Source organism: Paenibacillus sp. FSL R5-0912, assembly GCF_000758605.1.
Lineage (GTDB): Bacteria > Bacillota > Bacilli > Paenibacillales > Paenibacillaceae > Paenibacillus_AQ.
In genome coordinates, this window is the sequence record NZ_CP009282.1 from 3,155,449 (window position 1) to 3,176,101 (window position 20,653).

Sequence of the window (20,653 nt, forward strand, 5' to 3'; positions counted from 1 at the left end):
CTACCATCCTCCAAGATTCACATTTTCCCAAGGGAGCCGTATGGTTACGCAGGTATAGGCGCTCTGCACGCTGTCAATCCAAAGTCCGCAGCCCTTGCCGTAATGCAGCTGCAGGCGCTTATGCACGTTCTCCAGACCCAGCCCGTTCTTGCTGGTAATAATCGGCGTATCCGAGTCACCCCGCAGCACAGACTGCAGCCTCTCCAGCATCTGCGGATCAATACCTGCGCCGTCATCGCGGACCTCTATCAGCAGCAGGCTATCATTCTCTACCCTTACAGTAATTTGGATATGTACACTGCCGCCTGCAGGGGCTGCGTGATGCACGGCATTCTCTACGATAGGCTGCATGCACATTTTGGGAATCGTATAGCGCTGCACCTCCGGGGGAAGAGCGGCTGATAATTCAATGCTTCCGCCTTCCATGAAGTTGATGAACCGGATATAGCTGTGGATGTTGGCAAGCTCTTCACTGAGGGCAACCGTATCGCTGCGCCACTGCATGCTATAACGCAGCAGAGAGCCTAAAGAGACCAGTGCACCCGCAATAGCCGGCTGCTGCTGGACTTCCGCATGCATCCGGATCGACTCCAGGGCGTTGTACAGGAAATGGGAATTGATCTGTGAGTGCAGGGAGTGGAGCTGCGCGTTCTTGGCGATAAGCTGTTTATCCACCACCTGTGTCATCAGGTGCTGGATTTCGTCCAGCATATTATTGTAGCTGACGGCCACGTAGTCGATTTCGTCACCGGTTTCGTTATGCCGGAGTCCTGTATCAATCTTCGCATCCAATTGCCCCCTGCGTACCTTGCGCATAGAGACGAGCACCTTCTCCAGCCGCCGGAATATACGCCGGGTCATCTGTGAAACGAGCAGCAGCATAAGCAGCAGCACACAGGAGGTGACGGTGATCACAATCAGGTACCAGTTCCGCGGGCCCTGCATCAGCGCCTGATGGGAGGCGATATCGACCACATAGGCGTTCAGAGGAGCGATGTAGCGATACAGCGCGTAGTAGGTTTGATCCCCGGAGTGAATCTTAATCGGGTTATTCTGCTGCAGCACATCCAGCTGTTCGTGAATCCGGCTAAGAATTCCGTCCAGCTTCTCCCCGGCATTCTGCGGGAACTCATGCCCCGGATTGTATACATTCCGGAAAGCACTCGTTCCGTCCATTACTACGGTGAAGAAATCTCCGTGGGTGTCTTCAAGCAGATCGCTGAAAAAAACACTGTGCCTGGCGCGGATTTCCATAATCGTAGGGAGCTTCTGCTGTTGGCCCTGAAGCCTCACCAGCCTGTAGTAGGATAACGTATCCTCGCCATCCTTAAAGGCGGATAAGCGGAAGGCGGCCCCACCTTCATCCCGGAGCGTCATCCAGTAATCCTGCGGCCAAAACTTGCTGTAATGGTAGATTTCAGGCCAGATTTCGTATACATCCGGGTTATCGACATAGAAGCTTAGCTCACTTATCAGCTCATGGCTTTGAATGATATTATGCATCTGCTCATACTGGTCTTGCTTGAATTTCACGAGCCGCAGGCCGTCCCCGCGCATATTGGTGTGGATGAAATCCACAAATCCCTTCTGGGTCAGAGCGGTGGAGGAAGCGTTCTCAAGAATATCCATCCGGCTGCGCAGCCGCTCATTCAGGCGCGCTACATGATTGCTGCCCTCCGCCATAGCTTCCTTGTAGAGCTGGCTTTCCTGCGTGCGGATGAATAAAAAGGAGACCACAAACGCAGGTATGGCAATCATGAGGCTGAAGGCCAAAAACAGCTTGGTTGAGATGTGGGAATTCCGGTAAAGCTTCCTCATCGTAGTCAGCAAATACTTCATCTGGTTACCCTCCCATCCCTGTAATATACCATATATTACAAACCGGCTGGTAGGTAATAAGGCGTTGCGGCGTAAGGGGAGAAACCCCTCTAAGCAGGGAAGACCGGCCGCCATTCCGGCCGCCGGCATAGTTTAAGACATTATTCCGCCATTTTGGCTTTGCGTGCATCCAGCTCCGTCTGGCGGTACTCCTGAACCTGCTCGAAGCCATAGCTGTCGCGGCGGGACAGGAAGCTGTCGAAGATTTTGTCAAAAGCAGCTTCGTCCTTGGCCGTAATCAGCTCAGGGAGTACTTCTTCCCAGTTCTGGGAGATACGCGCCCAAGCCACCGCTACATCCGAATCGCCAAGCGGGTCCAGCCCTTTGTAGATACCGCTGTCGATATCGGCCTGTGCGTTCGCGAAGTCTTCCATCTGCTTGATCACAGGCGCTTTCTCCGGTCTCCACTGGTTGACGATAACAGGATTGCGCATCATCCAGTAGGTATCCAGTATGCCGTATTCCTTCTCCAGCTTCTCGATATTGCTGCCCAGCATGTCTGTGAATTCAGCCTTCAGCTGCGGTTTGCCGTCCACCGTATCCCAGGTTTCGCCTTCCTTGCCGAGAAACAGGTCACGCTGGCCCTCTTCACTGGCGAGGTAGGTCAGGAAGCGGATCGCACGCTCCGGATGCTCGGTGGATTTGCTGATCATGGTTACCATCCAGCCGTCCATGTTGCCGGGGAACAGCTTGGCACTGTCACCTTTGCTGTTCTGCGGCCCGTTAACTGCGATGTAGTTGGAGTCCGGATTAGCACCCGCAGCCAGCATCGGATTGACAGCCGTCATGCCGGTCCATTCGCGGATCATCATGAAGTAGCGGGCGTTGTTCGTTTTCTCTTCCACCTGGGTATCGGAATCCACCAGGAAATCTACGTTAAGCAGTCCGCGCTCGTAAGCGGTACGGAAGGTTTTGAGCCAGGCGATATAATCCGGGTCGGTCACCCGGTCATATACGCTGCCGTCTTTCTCATGCGGAACGGCCAGCAGATTCTGCAGATATTCCGTCATCCCGTAAGGGACATTTCCCTGGGCGAAAAAGGGGCTCATAGGCTGACCCTTATACTCGGAATACTTATCCTTCAGCAGCTGCAGCGCACCCAGGAAGCCCTCCGGGGTACTGAGGTCCGGACTGCCCATTTCCTCGTACAGATCTTTGCGGACCAGGAAGGTCTGATTGGCGGCCGTCATGCCGGTCTCATGCATCAGGTTGGGGCTGTAGGAGTCATTCGGAACCCCATAAGTGTTGCCGTTCTCCTGGCGGTACCACTTCAGCGTACCGTCACCTGCGACCTTGTAGAAGTAAGGGTCGTACTGATCGGCCAATTCATTGAGGGCATAGACATGATCGCCTTCCCACAGCTTTTTGACAGCGGTTTCCCAGGAACCCATAGAAATAAGGTCCGGAAGCTTGCCCGATGTCATCATTAGAGTAATTTGCTCGTTAGCTTCACCGGAAGGGACCTCCAGCTTGACATTGACACCTGTTTTCTCCGTTACATATTTGGAAGCCAGGCTCTCGCCCCAGGTGTGTGCATACCAGTTCGCTCCAACAAACCAGGTTAAATCGATAGGGCTGGTATCAAGCTTCCAGGCGGGTTCATCAGGATTCTGAGTGGCTTCTGCCTGAGGCGCCGGTGTAGTATCAGCCTGCGGCGCTGTTGTGGGTGCGCTTTCCTTATTGGCGGAATTGCTGCTGCAAGCGACCATAGTTAACGTCAGGATTACAGCCAGAATAATGGCTAAGAATGGTTTGACAGATTTGCTTTTCAAGGCATAATCATCCTTTCTGTATGTGTGTAGAATGCTTCATTACGGCTAGCCTTTAATAGCACCTATCATTACACCTTTGACCAGATAGCGCTGGATGAAAGGGTAGAAGATGAGGATAGGCAGCGTAGCCACCATCATGGAGGCGAATTTGATCGAGTTGCCGGGAAGCCTTGCGCCGAATTGCGCCATCGCCTGCTGCTGCATGAAGGACATGGAGTTCTCGGCAATGATTTTGTACAGCATGGTCTGCAGCGGCAGCAGCTCCTGGGAATGGATATAGATGACTCCCTGATAATAGTCGTTCCAGTGATAGACTGCAGAGAAGAGGGAGATGGTGGCAATGACAGCCATGCTGTTGGGCAGGACAATCCGGAACAGAACGCCATAATCCGAAGCCCCGTCCACCTTGGCAGACTCCTCCAGGCTGTCTGGAATGGTGCGGAAGAAGCTCATAAATATAACCATATTAAAAAAAGTATACATGGAAGGGATGATGAATACCCAGAAACTATCATACAGGCCCAGCTTCGTCATGAGAATAAAGGAGGGGATCAGCCCGCCTGAGAACAGCATCGTAATCAAAGAGATTTTGAGATACAGCTTGCGGCCCATCAGATTGGACTTGCTCATTCCGTAGGCTACGATAGCGGTGAACAGCACATGCACCACAGTCCCGATTACCGTACGCATAGTTGTGATGTAGAAGCCGTTCATCAGCGTTCTATCATTAAAGGCTACACTGTAGCTGGCCAGCGAGAGCTCTTTGGGAAACCAGTTGACGGTACCCAGCGAGGCCTGCGCCGGTGAATTCAGCGAGTTGACGAGTACAAACCACATCGGGTACAGCGTCAGAAAGCAGACCGCCAGCATCAGCAGGGTATTGCCGACCTCAAAAGCGCCAATCCGCCGGAATCTTCCGCGTCTTGCCATGAATCTGTTGTCTCCTTTCCAGGTGGAGTCGGCTTCGCCGCTCATCATTCGTTTCTTCTAAAAAATACTGTCGCCGGTCAGCTTCTTGGAGGTCTGATTGGCCAACAGCAGCAGCCCCAGCGCTACGATTGAGCGGGCAAACAGGACGGCGGTGGAGAAGGAGTGACGCCCGGAGACCAGCCCCATGTTGTAAATGTAGAGGTCGAGACTCTCCGCCATCTTCATATTCATGTTGTTCTTAAGCATGAAGATCTGCTCGAAATTACTGCCGAGGATCCCGCTGACCGCAAGGATGAACAGAATCGCGATCGTGGGGCGGATGCTCTGCACGGTAATATGCCACATCCGCTGCCAGCGGTTCGCGCCGTCCAGCTCGGCTGCTTCATACAGCCCCGGATCAATACCGGCTATGGCTGCTATGTAGATAATGGCGCTCCAGCCGGTTTCCTTGAGCGTATCGGTGAAAAAGGTAATCCACCAGAAGTACTTAGGGTCGCTGTTGAACAGGATTTCCCGGTCCTGGAACCCGATCGCCATCATCAGCTGGTTAATGACACCGCCCTCCCCCAGCCAGTTGAGTGCGATTCCGCCAAAGATCGTCCAGGCGATGAAATGGGGCAGGTACGAGATTGTCTGCACCGTGCGCTTAAACCGCAGACCCCGGATTTCATTAAGCAGCAGGGCGAATAGAATGGGGATTGGAAAACCAAGTACGAGCTTAATCGTACTCATCCCGAGGGTATTGCGGATCGAGCGCCAAAACCGGTCATCCGTCATAAAATCCTGAAAATGCTTCAGCCCGACAAATGGCGACTCCAGCATAGGCTTAGCAATGCTGAAGTCCATAAAGGCGATGATCAGCCAAAACATAGGGATATAACAAAAGATGAACATCCAGAGAATGCCCGGTATTACCATGCTTTGCAGCTGCCACTGTCTGACAAGCGCTTTCATTTGTTCCGTTCTGTATTGGAACATGTGCTGTGCCCCCTTCCTCTTTCATCGTATGAGAAAAGGGCAGAGGAAAAAAGGCCATGATTATTGACCCTATCCCAATTTTTTGGATTCCACCCACCGGGTCTGGAAATTAAGTATGCTGTGATTAACTGAAGGGAGTGTGCGAAGGATGAACAAGCTTGTATGGGAGCAGGATTTCGTAAGCGGAAATGCGGATTTGCAGAGCTGGAATATCCGCCTGGGCAATGACTTATTAGACAATGACGGGAAGCCGGTGTATCCGGGCTGGGGCAACGGGGAGCAGCAGTTTTATACGGGGAATCCGGGGAATCTGTCTATTGGAGAAGAAGGCCTGCAGCTGTGTGCGCGCCGCGAAACTGTGGAGCAGGATGGACGCAGCTTCGCGTATACCTCGGCTCGCCTGGATACACGGGACCAGTTCTCTTTCTGCTACGGCAGACTGGTCGTGCGGGCCAAGCTGCCGGTAGGGCAGGGAATATGGCCCGCCATCTGGCTGCTTCCGCAGGATCAGGCTTACGGGCCCTGGCCCGCCTCCGGGGAGATCGATATGCTGGAGGCGAAGGGACGCCTGCCCCGGCAGATTGCGGGAACGCTGCATTATGGACCGGATCTTGCGCAGAAAGTCGTCGAAGAGTTCACCTATGAGCTGGAGAACGGAACGATTAACGAGTTCCGGGAGTATGCGCTGGAATGGGAAGCCGGTTCCATGCGCTGGCTGGTCGACGGGCATTGCTTCGCGGAGCGGGGTCTGGAGCCGGGGGTGATGCCCTTTGATCAGCCTTTTTATCTGCTGCTTAATCTTGCCGTGGGCGGCTGGTATGACAATGTGGCGGTGGACGAAGCTGCGCTGCCGGCGGTGATGACGGTGTCAAGCATCCGGCTGTATCAGCATTGAGGCAGCTTAAATTCCGGTGAAAATATCCTCCAGGCGGTCCCAGTTGGCGGCGACCCAATTATTTTCGTGGCGGAACCGGATGAGCGGTGTGAATTCATCCTTTTGGGGAACCGCAATCCATTCGGCTTCCCTCCACCACGTTAATTTAATGGAACGGATCAATTTGTTAACGGGTAATGGGATATGCTCGCGGTAGCCGGTCACAAAGGCTTGGACCCGGTCCAGCCGGAGCTGGTTGCCTGACAAGGCGCAGGACAGGATGGGGCGTGATATATCGAACTCCGGGTACACGAAATGCAGTCTGTCGAAGTCAAGGATAGCGGCTACTTCATCGGCGCTGAACAGAATATTATCGACGAACAAATCCCAGTGCCCCCAGCCCCGTTCGCAGTCTGCAAAGATACCGGTGTCCATTCCATCAATAATTCTCCGCTGAATCTCAAGCGCTGCAACCGTTTCGCCATTATGAAGGGTGGTGGCCTGAAGGTATCTTTTGTCCCAGTGCTTCACCATAGCTTCCTGGGTCCGTATATTCCAGTGCAGGGGCAATGGAGTCAGGTCCGTGTTCAGCAGCTTATGCATCCGGCCGACTACGCTCCCCAGTGCATACATTTGGGGCTCACTTGCTGAGCCCGGCTCAATACTGCTTCCGTCACACAGGTTCATCAGCACATACCGTTCCTGCGAAGGCGTTCGTAAGACATATTTCCCCTGATGTGAAAATAACTTCGGAACCGGGATGCCCTGCAGCTGCAGCTGATCCTGATGAGTCAATGAAATTTCAAGTCCGTGGGTGAGGTGTTCCGGATAACGTATCTTGCTGTATTGCTTCACGAATAAACGTCCGTGATCACTTTCAAGCTTCCATTTCAGATTCAGGAAACCCTGATCAATCTGCGTAGCTTCAGTAACGTGCACCCCGAAAATCTCTGAAATGGAGTCTAAGATTTCATCCCGGATGGTTGCGGCTGTGTCGGACATATAATATCTCCTCACCTGGAAATATAAATGATGAATGTATTCAGGGTTAACACTAGTTTAATCTCTGTAATGCTCCTATATGACTTTATTTTCACCGGAGTGAGGGGATTATTCAAGATAAATATTTGCTGAGAAACCGAAGGGCGATGCAGCCATTTACTGCCCGGTTAGTTTAAGTTCATAGACCAGTGAATGCTGAATACAGGTGCTTGAATTTACACTGTAAACCTTAAATGATGTACGTATTGCAACTTGGTTTCGCAGAAACAAGGGTGTGGGGATAGATTGTTGTATGAAATACAAGAATTGTCCCTCCAAGCCGCTTGGAGAAGGGGAAATGTTGCATTATGGTCATGAATTGTTTGCACGCTAGTGTGCACTAGGAGAATGGGTTCTTAACCGTGCGGTGAGGTTGGCATGAGCAGGAAAAAAGCTGGTAATGAACAAGCGAAAAGAGGTGTCCCAAGCCGCAGTACCGGCTGCCGGGACACCTCTTTATTGAAAATATAACATGCTTCACACGATAACTTATCCTTCTATGTCTCGCTGAAACGGTACCGTCCATATAAAAGGACGGTACCGTTTCTACTTGGGAGGCAACTTACACGAGTGAAAGCGTGAAGCGGAACGAATACGGACGGTTAGCAGGCAGGGTGAACTGCTCATGGGTCGGTGCACCCCAGCTGTCGTCACCGCCGACACCCATCTGCTTATAGTTCACGCGCAGCACCGTTTTGTTGGATACAGGAAGCTTGTAGCCATGATCGCTGGCTTCAAGCTCAGCGGCACTCCAAGGAAGAGCGTTGATCTCAATTGGCAATGCACCTTCTACATGCAAGCCGTGTCCATCACTGCCTGCAGTGACAGAAGCATATCTTACATCCGTCTTGTTGCCGCATTCCTGCGGACGGAGATATGGTGTGTATTGCCCGCTGACAGTGCCGCTGTAACGTCCCAGCGGAGCTCCGGACTGCCGGTCCCAGTAGTTCTCATGCGGGCCGCGGCCGTACCAGGAGATAGTGTCTAGGCTGCTGTCCAGCTCGAAGGCCATGCCGAATTCCGGAATCTCCGGCAGCTTGCTGCTGCCCGGCTGAAGCTCCTGAACAATCTCTACCGAGCCGTCCGTGCGGATCTCGTATTGAACACGCAGCAAGGACTTCGGCTGGGTATCCAGCAGATACTCAGTGGTCACGAAACCGAGACTGCCCTCAACCCGGCAGCTGAACCGGGTGAGCTGACGGCTGTAAGAGACTTCCTTCCAGACTGCGCAGCGCTCGGGATGCTTGTTGCCGAGGTCATTGTCAGTTACCGCTCTCCAGAAGTTAGGTCTTGCCGGTGCAAGCAGATGCTCTTTGCCGGAAGACTGGTAAGAAACCAGGGCGCCGGTTGCCGTGTCGAACGATATTCCGAAGCTGCTGCCTGCAAAAGTCACCAGCCCGTCTTGCTCATTGACCTGCAGCGTGCTTCCTGGAGTAACAGGTGCGCTGGCCGGAAGGTATGGTATTAGAACGAACTGTTCCCAGGCGATTTCGTGGTCTGCACCTGCCCAGGCCGTTTCGGACTGCTGGACGAATGAGACTGTGAGTACTGCTTCTTTACCGGTTTCAAGCAGGTCCTGATCGTATGAAATAGCAATTTCAGCGGTTTCACCAGGTGCTGCGGACAGCGGCAGCAGTCCTTCCTGCGCGGTTTCTCCGTCCAGAGCAAGCTTCCATTGCAGCTGATAGTCTGCCAGATCCGTAAACAGGAAGTTATTGCGAACCTGTAGACGTCCGTTCGGCAGATCCAGTGCGGTGATGACAATGCTCTGATAGCATTTTTTGACCTCCAGCAGCTTGGGAGTAACCGTACGGTCAGCAAACAGCAGGCCGTTGCCGCTGAAGTTGCCGTCATGCGGATTTTCCCCGAAATCGCCGCCGTAGGCCAGATAGCTTGTGCCGTCAACGGTAGTCGTGCGGATGGCCTGATCCACCCAGTCCCAGATAAAAGCGCCCTGAATGATGTCATACTTGTCAAACAGCTCGGTGTAGAGATGCAGACCGCCGCAGGAGTTGCCCATGGCATGGCTGTATTCGCAGAGAATATATGGCTTCTTGGGATGGTTCAGCGCATATCTCTCGACATCATCCGGTTTGATGTACATGGTAGATTCGATATCACTTGCGGCTTCTGACGCTCTGTAATGGAAAATCCCTTCGTAATGCACCGGACGGGTCGGATCGGCTTCCCACAGATAGTCATGCATCGCCAGGAAGTTATCGCCGCCGAAGGACTCGTTACCGAGCGACCAGATGATAACCGACGGATGATTCTTGTCTCTTTGCATCATGGAGTTACAGCGGTCAATGACATTGGCGCGCCATTCCGGCCGGCTGGCAGGGACATTGTGCTCATGCAGCTCCTGCTGCTCGTATTGCCAGGAGCCATGGGTCTCCAGATTCGTCTCGTCGATGACATAGAGCCCGTATTCGTCACACAGCTCATACCATACGGACTGATTCGGATAATGGGAAGTCCGCACAGCGTTGATATTATGCGATTTCATGAGCTTGATGTCGGTGATCATATCTTCTCTGGAGAGTGCACGGCCGGTGTCGCAGGAGAATTCATGACGGTTGGTACCCTTGAGCACAATCCGTTTGCCGTTGATCTTCATGAGACCCTCATGGATCTCGAAGGTACGGAAGCCTACTTTGCAGCTGACTGCTTCCAGCACTTGTCCCTGATCATCTGATACAGCAATAACCAGTGTGTACAGATAAGGCTTCTCGGCGCTCCACTTCTTCGGGTTCGTCACTGCTGCGGAGAGCTGTAGCTGCTGAATTCCATCCTGGCCGAAAGCGACAGAGGCGGAGACAGGTTCAGCCCATAAGGGCTGTTCTTTACCGTCATAGAGCTGCACCTGTACCGAATGGGACTCAATTACCTTGTCAAAATAATTCTCTATCGTCAGATTTACATTCAGCTGCGCATCGGTAAACTTCTCATCCAGATCGGTGCGGACGAAGAAATCAGCAACCCTTACAGTCGGTGCAGTATACAGATAAACATCGCGGAATATTCCGCTCAGCCGCCAGAAATCCTGATCCTCCAGCCAGCTGGCATCGCACCAGCGGTAGACTTCTACAGCCAGCTTGTTGACACCGGGTACCAGATAAGCAGTAATATCGAATTCGGATGGCGTGAAGGTATCCTCACAGTACCCTGCCAGCTCACCGTTCACCCAGACATAGAAAGCGGATTCCACCCCCTGGAAGCTGAGGTACACTGGCTGCCCATTCCAAGTCTCGGGTACGGTGAAGGTGCGGATATAAGAGCCCACCGGATTGTACACGGTCGGTGCAAAAGGCGGCTTCAGCTCAGGCTCCGATAACGCCCATGGATAACGGACATTGGTATATTGCGGGTAATCATATCCCTGGAACTGCCAGTGGGAGGGAACGGTAATATCCGCCCAGTCTCCGGAGTCATAACCGGCGGTATAGAAATCCTTAATCCGTGCTTCCGCAGTTTCGGCGAATGCGAATTTCCAGGTTCCGTTCAAGGATTGATAACGGGATGAGGCTTCTTTAGTTCCTTGCAGGGCTTCAGCCACTGCCGGGAAAGACATCATGGAGGCATGCGCGTCTATCCGGTTCAATTGAAATAGCTCAGGATTATTATTCCACTCCGGATATCCGTTTGCAGGCTGCTGGTATGAGAGCTTCTGGCGCAAGTTAACATCTCCTTATATTGTTATATTCATATTATAGAATGGAGAATGACTGGGGTATATATAATGATATTCATCGAATATAACAAAATATGAAACAAGAATAGACTGGAATTTGAAACTGCGTGCCGTTATGATGAGGAGGTGGAACAGGAATACCGGCGGTTAGAACCCGCTGGGCTTTTAAAGGGGGGACGCCTGTGAGAAGTACAATGATCTTTTGCGAAATGGAAGAAACGCTTCCGCTTCCGCTCTATGCTACGACCATCGGGTACTGGGAGCATCAGGAAGAGACGGAACGTCCGGCGGGGTTTCCGGATTACCAGCTGCACCAGGTGCTTGGAGGCAAGGGAGAGCTGCATATCCGGGATAAATCCTATATTGCCGGTCCCGGGGATATCTTCTTTCTCTATCCGGATGTTCCCCATTCGTATGCACCGCTGAGCCGGGAATGGGAGCTGGCCTGGATTTCCTTTAACGGGCGGGAAGCGGCCCAGATGCTGCTCTATGCCGGAATACGCGAGTCAGGAATGGGGAGCTTAAGAGCGGAGCCCATCCTGAAACCGCTGGAGGAGATGCTTACCCTTTCATACGGCAATGAGCTTCAGGATAATCTGGAACGTTCGAAGTTATTGTACTCGCTGCTTCTGGATCTGAAACGCAGCCTGCTCCCCGCCTCGAATGAGGATAATGAGCTGGAGCGGATGAAGCCGGTGCTGCAATATATAGAGCTCCACCTGCACCGTCCGCTGCTGCTGAAGGAGCTGGCCGAGGTGGCTGAAGTGTCGCCGCAGTATCTGTGCCGGCTGTTTCAGCGCACCGTCCGCGAGCGGCCGGTCGCCTACATTAACAAACAGCGGGTGAACCGGAGCAAGCAGCTTATGTTCAGCAGCAGAGGGCAGAGAGTCTATGAAATCGCCCAGCGGGCAGGGTTCGAGAATGTCAGCTACTTCTGTGCTGTGTTCAAACGGATTACCGGTATGCAGCCCGAAGAGTGGAGGCGCCTGCATGGTCTGGATTAGGGACCGCCTGACTACGGATTCGTATCCGTATCCGTATCACAGACTCTCCCTCAGCCGGGCGTACATCCAGTAGCCATGCACTTTCCTCAAAGCATCGACGATCCGCTTCCGTTTATGAAGAGTAGTAGGCCAAGATCAGGCAAGTTCAAGCTTGAACACAACCGGCAGGGCGCTGGCCACCGCTGTGGTGCGGATCGTTAATGCTTCTGCATCCCGCTCCCAGGCAGGCTGCTCATCGAAACCGAGCACGGACATCTTTTGGATAATACCTTCGAAATAGGGGGATTTCTCCCTGAGCGATGTAATGCGCACAACGCCATCCGCAGGGAACACCAGGACAGTTGCATACAGGCAGCTTCCCTTCACGGTGAAGCGGATGTCCTCAGGGGTGAACACCTTGGCGCTGCCGTCGGTGAACTGTCCCTCTTCAATGCGTGTCGGCCCTTCACCGAACGTGCGCCAGAAGGAGCTATCATAAATGGCCTCACCATTTGTACCCAGCCAGCCGCCGATAGCAGCCAGAATCGCTTTATCTTCATCGGCAAAGCTGCCGTCTGCCCGCGGACCCACATTCAGCAGAAGATTGCCGTTTTTACTGACGATATCCACCAGATCGCGGATGATTTCTCCGGCCGATTTGAAGTCATTATTCTCCGTATAGCACCAGGAGTTTCGTGCTGCTGCAGTATCCGTCTGCCAGAAGAATGGCTTCAGCTCAGCGAATTGCCCCCGCTCTACATCGGGAATAGCTGTGCCGAACATGAAGGCATCATGTTTATAATTAATGGCAGCCGTAGTTCCCCATTCTGCAGCTCTGTTATAATAATAGGCAGCGAATTTTTTCAGATATGGCTTGAATACAGCATTCTCAATCCACCAGTCGAAATAGAAGATCTTGGGCTGATACTGGTCGACCAGCTCGCAGCAGCGGATCAGCCAGTCCTCCAGATATTCTGCGGACGGGGGGGAGCCGTAGAGATCGTGATGATCGGGTTCCGGCATGGACGGCCAGTAGAAATCGCCGCGTTCCAGCGGCTCGTGGATATCGGAGTCGAACTCTTTGCCGTGGGACATGAAGAACCAATGCTCTGCGCGGTGGGAGGAGACGCCCAGCTCCAGATCCTGCTTCCCGAAGGCGGCCTTCAGCTCGCCGAGAATATCCCGCATGGGCCCCATCTCGTACGTGTTATAATGGGAGACAGCGCTTTTATACATCTGGAAGCCGTCATGATGCTCTGCAACGGGAATGACATACTTGGCGCCGGAGGCTTTGAATAAGGCAGCCCACTCGCCGGGGTTGAACTGCTGCGCCGTGAACAGGGGAATGAAATCCTTATAACCGAAATCCTTGTGGTTCCCGTAGACAGCCAGATGATGCTCATATTCCTTCGTACCTTGGATGTACATATTGCGCGAATACCACTCATTACTGAAGGCCGGAACAGAATACAGCCCCCAGTGAATGAAAATGCCGAATTTGGCCTGGCGGTACCACTGCGGCACCTCATACATCCTTAGTGAATCCCAATCATCCTTGTAGGGGCCGTTCTTAATGGTCTCGTCGATAAGGTGCAAATAATCTGTCATGCTCATAGTCAATCTCTCATCCTCCCGCGATTAATATAACGCCTTCATTGTACCCGGCCGCAGGGGGATTTAAGAATGTACGCGATTAACTTTCTGATGTACAAAATTAACCTTTAAGGCGGTCTGAACGATGGATCATCAAGCATTGCTTACCAGCTACTTATCCAATCTGAAGGTCGACCTGCTCATGGCGGACTATAACCAGTGCACCACACAGTGGAGGGATCTGGACTATACTCCGGACTACAGCAAGTTCTATTACATCTGCGGCGGTGAAGGTTGGCTGAAGATCGGGGATAAGGAATATTATCCGCAGCCGGGGGAGCTGATCCTGATGCCTGAGGGTGTGAAGCAATCCTACTCATGCATCAGCGAACGCCCTTTTCTCAAGTACTGGTGTCATTTCAGCGCCAAGGTCGGAGAGATCAACCTGTTCCGTATCCTGGAGATGAGCCATGTATGTATTCCGGAGAATCCTGCTGCTGTGGAGGCGGCGTTCAAAGGGGTTACAGGGAGTGCCCAATCGGACGCTGTGTACGCCCCGCTGCTGGCCAAGAGCAAGCTTCTGGAGCTGATCTCCTATTACATCATGAACCTCAGGCTGGATGAAATCTCTTATAAGAACCTGGGCTCCGCCCGGAAGCTGACAGCCGTTCTGGATTACATCGCTGCGAATATCGAACACAATATTACCATTCATGACCTAGCCGAAATTGCGCTTATGCACCCTAACTACTTGATACGCCTGTTCAAACAGCAGATTGGCGTCCCCCCCATCCAGTACATCACCCGGCAAAAGATTGAAAAAGCCAAAGACCTCCTGGCAACCACCTCCGGTTCAGTCAGCGACATTGCCGACCAGCTCGGCTTCGGCGATTTGTTCTATTTCTCGAGGCAATTCAAGAAACATGCCGGGCTTGCGCCCACAGAATTCCGAAAACAGGAAACAGGAGGAGTTAAACTATGAGCAGCGAAGCATATAGCGGGTATCAGATCCGGTTAATGGATGAGCTGTCAGCCAGAGCGATTCTTAACTGGAAATACGAACCGCCGTATTCTCTGTACAATATGATGGATGATTCTGCTGAAACGGAGGATATCGAAGAGCTAATGGACGGATCCTACTTCAGCGTACGTACTGCGGAGGGGGAACTGGCCGGATTCTTCTGTTACGGAAGGAATGCCCAGGTGGGAGGAGGGGTAGAGCTGGGATATTATCTGGATGGTGCAGCGCTTGATATCGGACTGGGATTAAGGCCGGACCTGACCGGCGCTGGAAAAGGGCTTGCTTTTCTGCAGGCGGGTATGAAGTTTGCACAGCGGACCTATGACGCGAAGCGGTTCCGGTTGTCGGTTGCGGCCTTTAATCTCCGGGCTATTGCCGTGTATAAGAAGGCGGGTTTCCTGCCCGGGCAACGCTTCATCAACCGGTATGGAGACAACGAAACGGAGTTCCTGCTGATGGAGACGGCGGGCCTGTTCTGACCATCAATAGCCAGAGTGGAGAATACAGGGCGAAGTCTGTTAAAATAGAATTATGCATCATACATATCAAAGGAGAACTGAATGTGAACGATAACTTGAAGCAAGCGTACATGCGGCTAGGATTAACTGAAACCGTAACCAGAGAAGAATTGAACAAACGGTTCGATTTGCTCCTGAAGCGCAGACGGACCCTTACTACGGATGAAGAAATAGCAGACTATGAAGCGGATTTCCAGGCGTACAAGCTTATTCTGGATACTTGGGACGAGCAGGAGATTCAGGAAGCTGAAGACCAGCGGCTCGCCAAATACGGGCGGTTCTCCGGGACTGCAAGCCAATGGGAACGCTTTATGCGGCTCTACAAAACGCATGTTATCCTATCCATCGTCGCAGTGCTTGTGTTGATTTTTGGCGGGAAGGCACTGTACGATAACTATCAGCATAAACAGTATCTTGCTTCGCTGCCGCCGGTGGATGCGACCATTATGTTCGTGGGTAATTTCGGGGCCAAGGACAGCAGCGGGGATACAGCGGCATTGGAGCAAGCGGTCATTGACGCTTATCCGCAGTGGAAGCGGGTAGAGGCGACCATTGTGTATCTGCCCAAGACCGGGGAAGGCGCTGATACGCTGGATATGAACCATATGCAGAAAGCTGTGGTCGAGCTGGCGGCCAACCGGCCGGATATCGTCATTATGGATGATGCAACCATCGAGTGGATCGGCGGACAGGCTGGATTCCAGAATCTCGAACCCATTACGGCAGACGGCAAGCTGGCTGCTGACGATACACGTATGAGATGGGGAACGAATGAAGATACCGGCAAGCGCGAGCTGTATGGCGTGGATATTATGGACTCTCCGTTCATCTCTGCACTGCCCATTGACTATAATGTGAAATCGATCATTATCGGTGTGCTTGGCGAAGACAATAAGGATAAGACGATTGAGTTTGTGAAGCATATTGCGGAGGAACAAGCTACGAAGTAAGCAGGGTGCAAGATCAGCATCTCTGAAAATAACAAAAAACCTCTCTTCGAAGGGTTGTTCACACCCATTTCCGAAGAGAGGTTTTTTGCTGCGCCGTTATCCGGCAGACTGGCTGTTCCTAGTTCTCCAGACGGTATCCGCCGTGGAACACAGGGCCGACATACTGGTTGAAGGCATAACCGTTGCGGATCGCTGCGGACACGAAGTCCTTCGCTTTCACCACGGCTTCCTTCACCGACAAACCGTTAGCCAGGCCGCCGGTAATAGCAGCGGCGAAGGTGCAGCCGGCTCCGTGATTGTGGGCTGGTTCGATCTTGGCCGTCTCCAGCACCAGATATTCGCTGCCGTCGAAGAAGATATCGATCGCCATGTCGCCGCCCAGTGCCTTGCCGCCTTTGACGACAACATTCTTGGTGCCGAGCTGATGGATCAGGCGGGCCGCTTCTTTCATCTCTTCAAGAGTAGTCAGTTTCCCCATTCCGGAGAGGACACCGGCTTCGAACAGGTTCGGTGTCGCTACAGTAGCCAGAGGCAGCAGCAGTTCGCGGATCGCATTGGCGCTCTCCGGATTCAGCACCTCATCTTCGCCTTTGCAGACCATCACCGGGTCAATAACTACATTGGTCTGCAGATTGTTCTTGATCGCCTGCTCGGCAACCTGCACAATCTCAACACTGCCTAGCATACCGGTCTTCATGGCATCTACGGGACCGCCGGCGAAGATGGTTTTGAGCTGCTCGGCGACGATTGCGGCATCGATCGGATATACATTATGATGCCAGCCCCGGTCGGGGTCCATGGTAACGATTGTAGTCAGTGCGCTGAAGCCATAGGTGCCGTATTCCTCAAAGGTTTTGAGGTCAGCCTGAATGCCTGCGCCTCCGCTGGAGTCACTGCCGGCAATGGTTAAGGTTTTGATGATTTTTGACAAAGGTAACGTCCCCTTTTTGTATATGGATGGTATGGAGCCTGGTTTAGGTGCAACTTTTTAACTCTACGACATTATAACAAAAAACACTCTGGCTGTCCGCATGACAGTGCTATTTTCAAAGATAAGAATTGAGGATAACCTAGGTGTGCAGCCGGGATAAGTGGTGCGGGAGCACAGGCTGGCAATAGGTTGGCAGTATAGTGAAGCGGACTGAGAGGACCTTATTTCCCGCAATAATCACATTTTGAGACTGAAGCGGATTCTCAGTCCGTTTCAGAGGCGGAGCCGCCTTCGAGGCTGTGCAGCGCCAGCTTGATGGTCTTGTCATAAACGTAGGGCTCAGCACTGTCCCCGCCCATCCAGTACACCACAAGGAATTTCCCTTCCCTGAAGACATGAGGGTATATCCGCATTCCTCCGTCGTTTGTCGTACGGTTAATCTCCAGCTTCAACGCAGCCAGACCTTCGGCACATTCCTGGCTGTCAGCGTAGGTATAGACGGACAACCGGTCCGGCCGGGCCGGTGTATCGGTCTTATCAATCAGCAGCTCTTCAGGCCAGACACCGGCCAGCTGCTTGTTGAACATGAGCTCAGTGGTATCCGGGACGAGGCTGAGCTGCATGCCCCGCTGTTCCAGAGCCAGGTAGAGAGACTGAGTAGTATATTCTGCACTGCCTGCGGCAGATTCCGGATTCTGCGCTGCAGGAAGGAGGAGCGGACCATGATGGGCTGCGAAAAATCCCTGGATGCTGTCAATCACATCCTGCCCGTCAAAGGCTGAAGAGGTGGTTATCTCAAGCTTGCGGAACAGATATCCCCATTCGCCTTCATCGTAGTAGGCCGTTCCGGCTGTTTCATACCCGCTGGCTTCCGCAGGCAGAGAATACCGCACAGTGCGTGCATCGGCTCCTCCGGTTCCCGCCATATACTGTTCGGTGAACGCAGGAGGAATAATGGTCAATCCGTATTCATCCGCCCATTCTGCCTTGCCGGGGAAATAGGTCCCGATGCTGCCGACTGCACAGCCCTGACAGCCCCAGGCATTATCGGAATATTGCAATGTTTGCCCCGGATTATCCGGGTCCTCAAAAGTCGCCCCTAAGGAGCCGTTGGCTCCAGTAATAGCCGAAGCTTTCCAGCCGGCAGGGGCCAGCAGGATATAAGCACTGCCGGTATCGCCCTGGAAGACGAGGGCCGCCTGCAGCTTATCTTCCATGCCGGCCGGCAGCGGGAAGGTCATCTTGGGCAACGGGGGCGGAGTGACATGTGCAGGACTGTTTCCGTCGTCCAGAACGGGAACGGAAAGGACGGCAGCCAGCGGGATCGATACTTCAGCACTTTTGTCTTCAACAGAAGGGAAAGGGACTTCAGCATTATAAATGCTGCGGATGCCGACGGCATAATCATTGCTTGGAACGCTTTGGTTATTGCTGGTGGGGGCGGGGGAGAAATCCGCAGCTCCGGTTTCCAGAGGCTGGGGAGCTTCCGATACCAGGGGAGTTAGACGTCCAGCAAGCTTGCCGGGTTCCAGGCCGCTGTAACCGAACCATAGCATCATGGCCATGACCGGCAGCAGTACCGCTGCGTAAGCAAGAACCTTATAGCGCTTGGGCTTGGGCTGATACCCTCCCAGACGCTGCTCTACCTTCTTCTGCATTTGCGGAGTGAAATTCATGCCCTCAAAAGGCTTCTCCTTCAACTGTTGTTCCCATTCCTCCGGTAATTTGCTCATGAATTGTTCAGCTCCTTTTCCTTTTCCCAATATTCATTGGCTTGCTGCCTTGCGCGGCAGCTGCAGAACTACCTTCCACACCTCACTGCTTAAGGATTGCTGCAAAAAGGTCTCTTCAGCGGAGGGGCTTGAGCCGGGTCTGCCAGCGTGATCTTGTAAGGTTACCCGCCGGATGAAGCTGCAGCTGCGGTAGGACAGCCAGCGGTTGCGGGTAATCTGAAGCAGCCAGGTTCTGACGGAAGCTTCGCCACGAAAAGTACCCCTGTATTTATAAGCCCGGATGAAGGTCTCCTGGGAGATATCATCAGCAGCACTTCTGCAGCGGGCCAGGTAGTAGGCATAGTTCCATACATCCTCGCCATAGTCTTCCATAAGTGTCTTTAACGCGGCGGCGTTCATAGTATTGGAATCCTTCGTTGCACCGTACATACGGTCCCTCCCTTTTCTCTCTACTGTATTGACCTCTGTATCCTCCGGAAAGTTTCTTTTGTCCTGAATAAAATTATATAGCGGTGATTGTGGCACTAAGTGCAGCAGATTGGCTAGGAACGGGAGTTCCAATTGGAGGGGGCTGCATATTTATATAGGAGGATACCGATTAGGAGGCTGCCATGATAGAAATTAGCTTATGCATGATTGTCCGCAATGAAGAGAAGAGCCTGCCCCGCTGCCTTACTTCTGCTCGCGCGATTGCGGATGAGATCATCATTGTGGATACAGGCTCGGCGGACAGAACGAAGGAGATTGCGGAAACCTTCGGAGCGGTGATATATGATTTTACCTGGATCGAAGATTTCTCTGCTGCCCGCAATTTCGCCTTCAGCAAGGCGACCAAGGAATACATCTTCTGGCTGGATGCAGATGACTATCTGATGGAAAGTGATCAAGTGCTGTTCAGAGAGCTGAAGCAGTCGCTCCCGGAGAATGTGGACAGTGTGAACATGCAGTATAATCTCGCTTTTGACGCGGAGGGGAAGGTGGTCACGTCCTTGCGGCGCAACCGGCTGGTCCGCCGGTCCTGCGGATTCAAATGGATCGGCCCGGTGCATGAATACCTGGAGGTATACGGCCCTTCTTACAGCAGTGATGTCTGCATTACCCATGAGAAAGACAAAGAGTACACGGACCGCAACTTGCGGATCTACCGCAAGCGGGTGGCTGAGGGGGAAGTCTTCTCTCCGCGGGATCAATATTATTATGCCAATGAGCTGCGCGATCATGGAATCCATGGGGAAGCCTGCCAATATTACGAGCTGTTCCTGAACGGCGGTCAAGGCTGGGTTGAAGATAACATTCAGGCCTGCCTGCGGCTTGCCGAATGCCGGGAGCGGCTGGGTGACAAGGAAGCGGCGTTCACTGCGATCACCCGGACGCTGCAGTACGATTCCCCGCGTGCCGAGTTCTGCTGCCGGCTCGGTGCCTGGCATGTGGAGAAAGGCCAGCTTCATCCGGCGATCTACTGGTATGAGCTTGCTGTTATGCTGCCCCGGCAGACAGCTTCCCTGGGTGTGAAGAATGAGGCCTTCGCCACCTGGATTCCGAATCTGCAGCTCGCGCTCTGTTATGACCGGCTGGGCCAGCATGAACGGGCTAATCATTTCAATGAGACGGCCCTGCTGCAGCTTCCCAGCCATCCTAGTATGCTGTATAACCGGACCTACTTTCAGAAGCTCCTGGGTGATAAGTATGTTTCGCTGCAGCCGCAGGAGACCGCCGGGGAGAAGAAGAAATAGCAGGGTTGCGTAACAGCGGTACCGAAG

The 20,653-nt window shown here is 53.0% G+C and carries 16 protein-coding genes; 6 read left to right on the forward strand and 10 right to left on the reverse strand.

All coding sequences use genetic code 11. The features are described 5' to 3' along the window. The 4 genes from R50912_RS13080 to R50912_RS13095 form a co-directional block, all read right to left on the reverse strand. Positions 1–1,839, reverse strand: coding sequence for a sensor histidine kinase (locus R50912_RS13080; RefSeq protein WP_042235358.1), 1,839 nt, complete (start codon positions 1,837–1,839; stop codon positions 1–3). Positions 1,840–1,979: 140 nt separating this feature from the next. Beyond that, the gene (locus R50912_RS13085; RefSeq protein WP_081956482.1) at positions 1,980–3,650 is read right to left on the reverse strand and encodes an extracellular solute-binding protein; all 1,671 of its coding nucleotides are present in this window, start codon (positions 3,648–3,650) and stop codon (positions 1,980–1,982) included. Positions 3,651–3,695: 45 nt separating this feature from the next. Then, positions 3,696–4,580, reverse strand: a complete 885-nt coding sequence (locus R50912_RS13090; RefSeq protein WP_042242292.1) for a carbohydrate ABC transporter permease — start codon at positions 4,578–4,580, stop codon at positions 3,696–3,698. Positions 4,581–4,637: 57 nt separating this feature from the next. Then, positions 4,638–5,558 carry an ABC transporter permease gene (locus R50912_RS13095; RefSeq protein ID WP_042235359.1) on the reverse strand — a complete coding sequence of 307 codons (921 nt, stop codon included), beginning with the start codon at positions 5,556–5,558 and terminating at the stop codon, positions 4,638–4,640. Positions 5,559–5,706: 148 nt separating this feature from the next. Here R50912_RS13095 and R50912_RS13100 point away from each other — a divergent pair, with 148 nt between their 5' ends. Beyond that, positions 5,707–6,453, forward strand: coding sequence for a glycoside hydrolase family 16 protein (locus tag R50912_RS13100; protein WP_052416280.1), 747 nt, complete (start codon positions 5,707–5,709; stop codon positions 6,451–6,453). A 6-nt stretch (positions 6,454–6,459) separates the two neighbouring features. On the opposite strand, the gene R50912_RS13105 is transcribed toward R50912_RS13100, so the two are convergent. After that, positions 6,460–7,434 (reverse strand): phosphotransferase, encoded by a 975-nt coding sequence (locus tag R50912_RS13105; RefSeq protein ID WP_042235361.1) that lies wholly within the window; start codon positions 7,432–7,434, stop codon positions 6,460–6,462. 601 nt (positions 7,435–8,035) lie between these two features. After that, entirely contained in the window at positions 8,036–11,149 is a 3,114-nt protein-coding gene (locus tag R50912_RS13110) for a beta-galactosidase, LacZ type (protein ID WP_042235362.1), read from the reverse strand. A 197-nt stretch (positions 11,150–11,346) separates the two neighbouring features. On the opposite strand from R50912_RS13110, the gene R50912_RS13115 reads away from it, so the two are divergent. Then, positions 11,347–12,168 (forward strand): AraC family transcriptional regulator, encoded by an 822-nt coding sequence (locus tag R50912_RS13115; protein ID WP_042235364.1) that lies wholly within the window; start codon positions 11,347–11,349, stop codon positions 12,166–12,168. A gap of 135 nt (positions 12,169–12,303) precedes the next feature. Here R50912_RS13115 and R50912_RS13120 read toward each other — a convergent pair whose 3' ends face one another. Next, positions 12,304–13,761, reverse strand: a complete 1,458-nt coding sequence (locus R50912_RS13120; RefSeq protein ID WP_042235366.1) for an alpha-L-fucosidase — start codon at positions 13,759–13,761, stop codon at positions 12,304–12,306. A 124-nt stretch (positions 13,762–13,885) separates the two neighbouring features. Between R50912_RS13120 and R50912_RS13125 the strand changes: the two genes are divergently transcribed. The 3 genes from R50912_RS13125 to R50912_RS13135 all read left to right on the forward strand — a co-directional run bounded on the left by R50912_RS13125 (position 13,886) and on the right by R50912_RS13135 (position 16,229). Continuing rightward, positions 13,886–14,722, forward strand: coding sequence for a helix-turn-helix domain-containing protein (locus R50912_RS13125; protein WP_042235368.1), 837 nt, complete (start codon positions 13,886–13,888; stop codon positions 14,720–14,722). Next, positions 14,719–15,240, forward strand: a complete 522-nt coding sequence (locus R50912_RS13130) for a GNAT family N-acetyltransferase (RefSeq protein ID WP_042235370.1) — start codon at positions 14,719–14,721, stop codon at positions 15,238–15,240. Before R50912_RS13125 ends, R50912_RS13130 begins: the two co-directional genes overlap by 4 nt. An 83-nt stretch (positions 15,241–15,323) precedes the next feature. Further along, a complete protein-coding gene (locus R50912_RS13135; RefSeq protein ID WP_042235371.1) occupies positions 15,324–16,229 on the forward strand; it encodes a hypothetical protein in 906 nt (301 codons plus the stop codon). Positions 16,230–16,347: 118 nt separating this feature from the next. On the opposite strand, the gene thiD is transcribed toward R50912_RS13135, so the two are convergent. From thiD to R50912_RS13150, 3 genes are all read right to left on the reverse strand, one after another. Continuing rightward, a complete protein-coding gene (gene thiD / locus R50912_RS13140; RefSeq protein WP_042235373.1) occupies positions 16,348–17,160 on the reverse strand; it encodes a bifunctional hydroxymethylpyrimidine kinase/phosphomethylpyrimidine kinase in 813 nt (270 codons plus the stop codon). A gap of 263 nt (positions 17,161–17,423) precedes the next feature. Then, positions 17,424–18,893, reverse strand: coding sequence for a DUF4850 domain-containing protein (locus R50912_RS13145; RefSeq protein ID WP_042235375.1), 1,470 nt, complete (start codon positions 18,891–18,893; stop codon positions 17,424–17,426). Positions 18,894–18,926: 33 nt separating this feature from the next. After that, positions 18,927–19,322, reverse strand: a complete 396-nt coding sequence (locus R50912_RS13150) for an RNA polymerase sigma factor (RefSeq protein WP_052416285.1) — start codon at positions 19,320–19,322, stop codon at positions 18,927–18,929. Between the two features lie 182 nt (positions 19,323–19,504). Here R50912_RS13150 and R50912_RS13155 point away from each other — a divergent pair, with 182 nt between their 5' ends. After that, positions 19,505–20,626 (forward strand): glycosyltransferase, encoded by a 1,122-nt coding sequence (locus R50912_RS13155; protein ID WP_042235377.1) that lies wholly within the window; start codon positions 19,505–19,507, stop codon positions 20,624–20,626. Positions 20,627–20,653 lie beyond the last annotated feature (27 nt).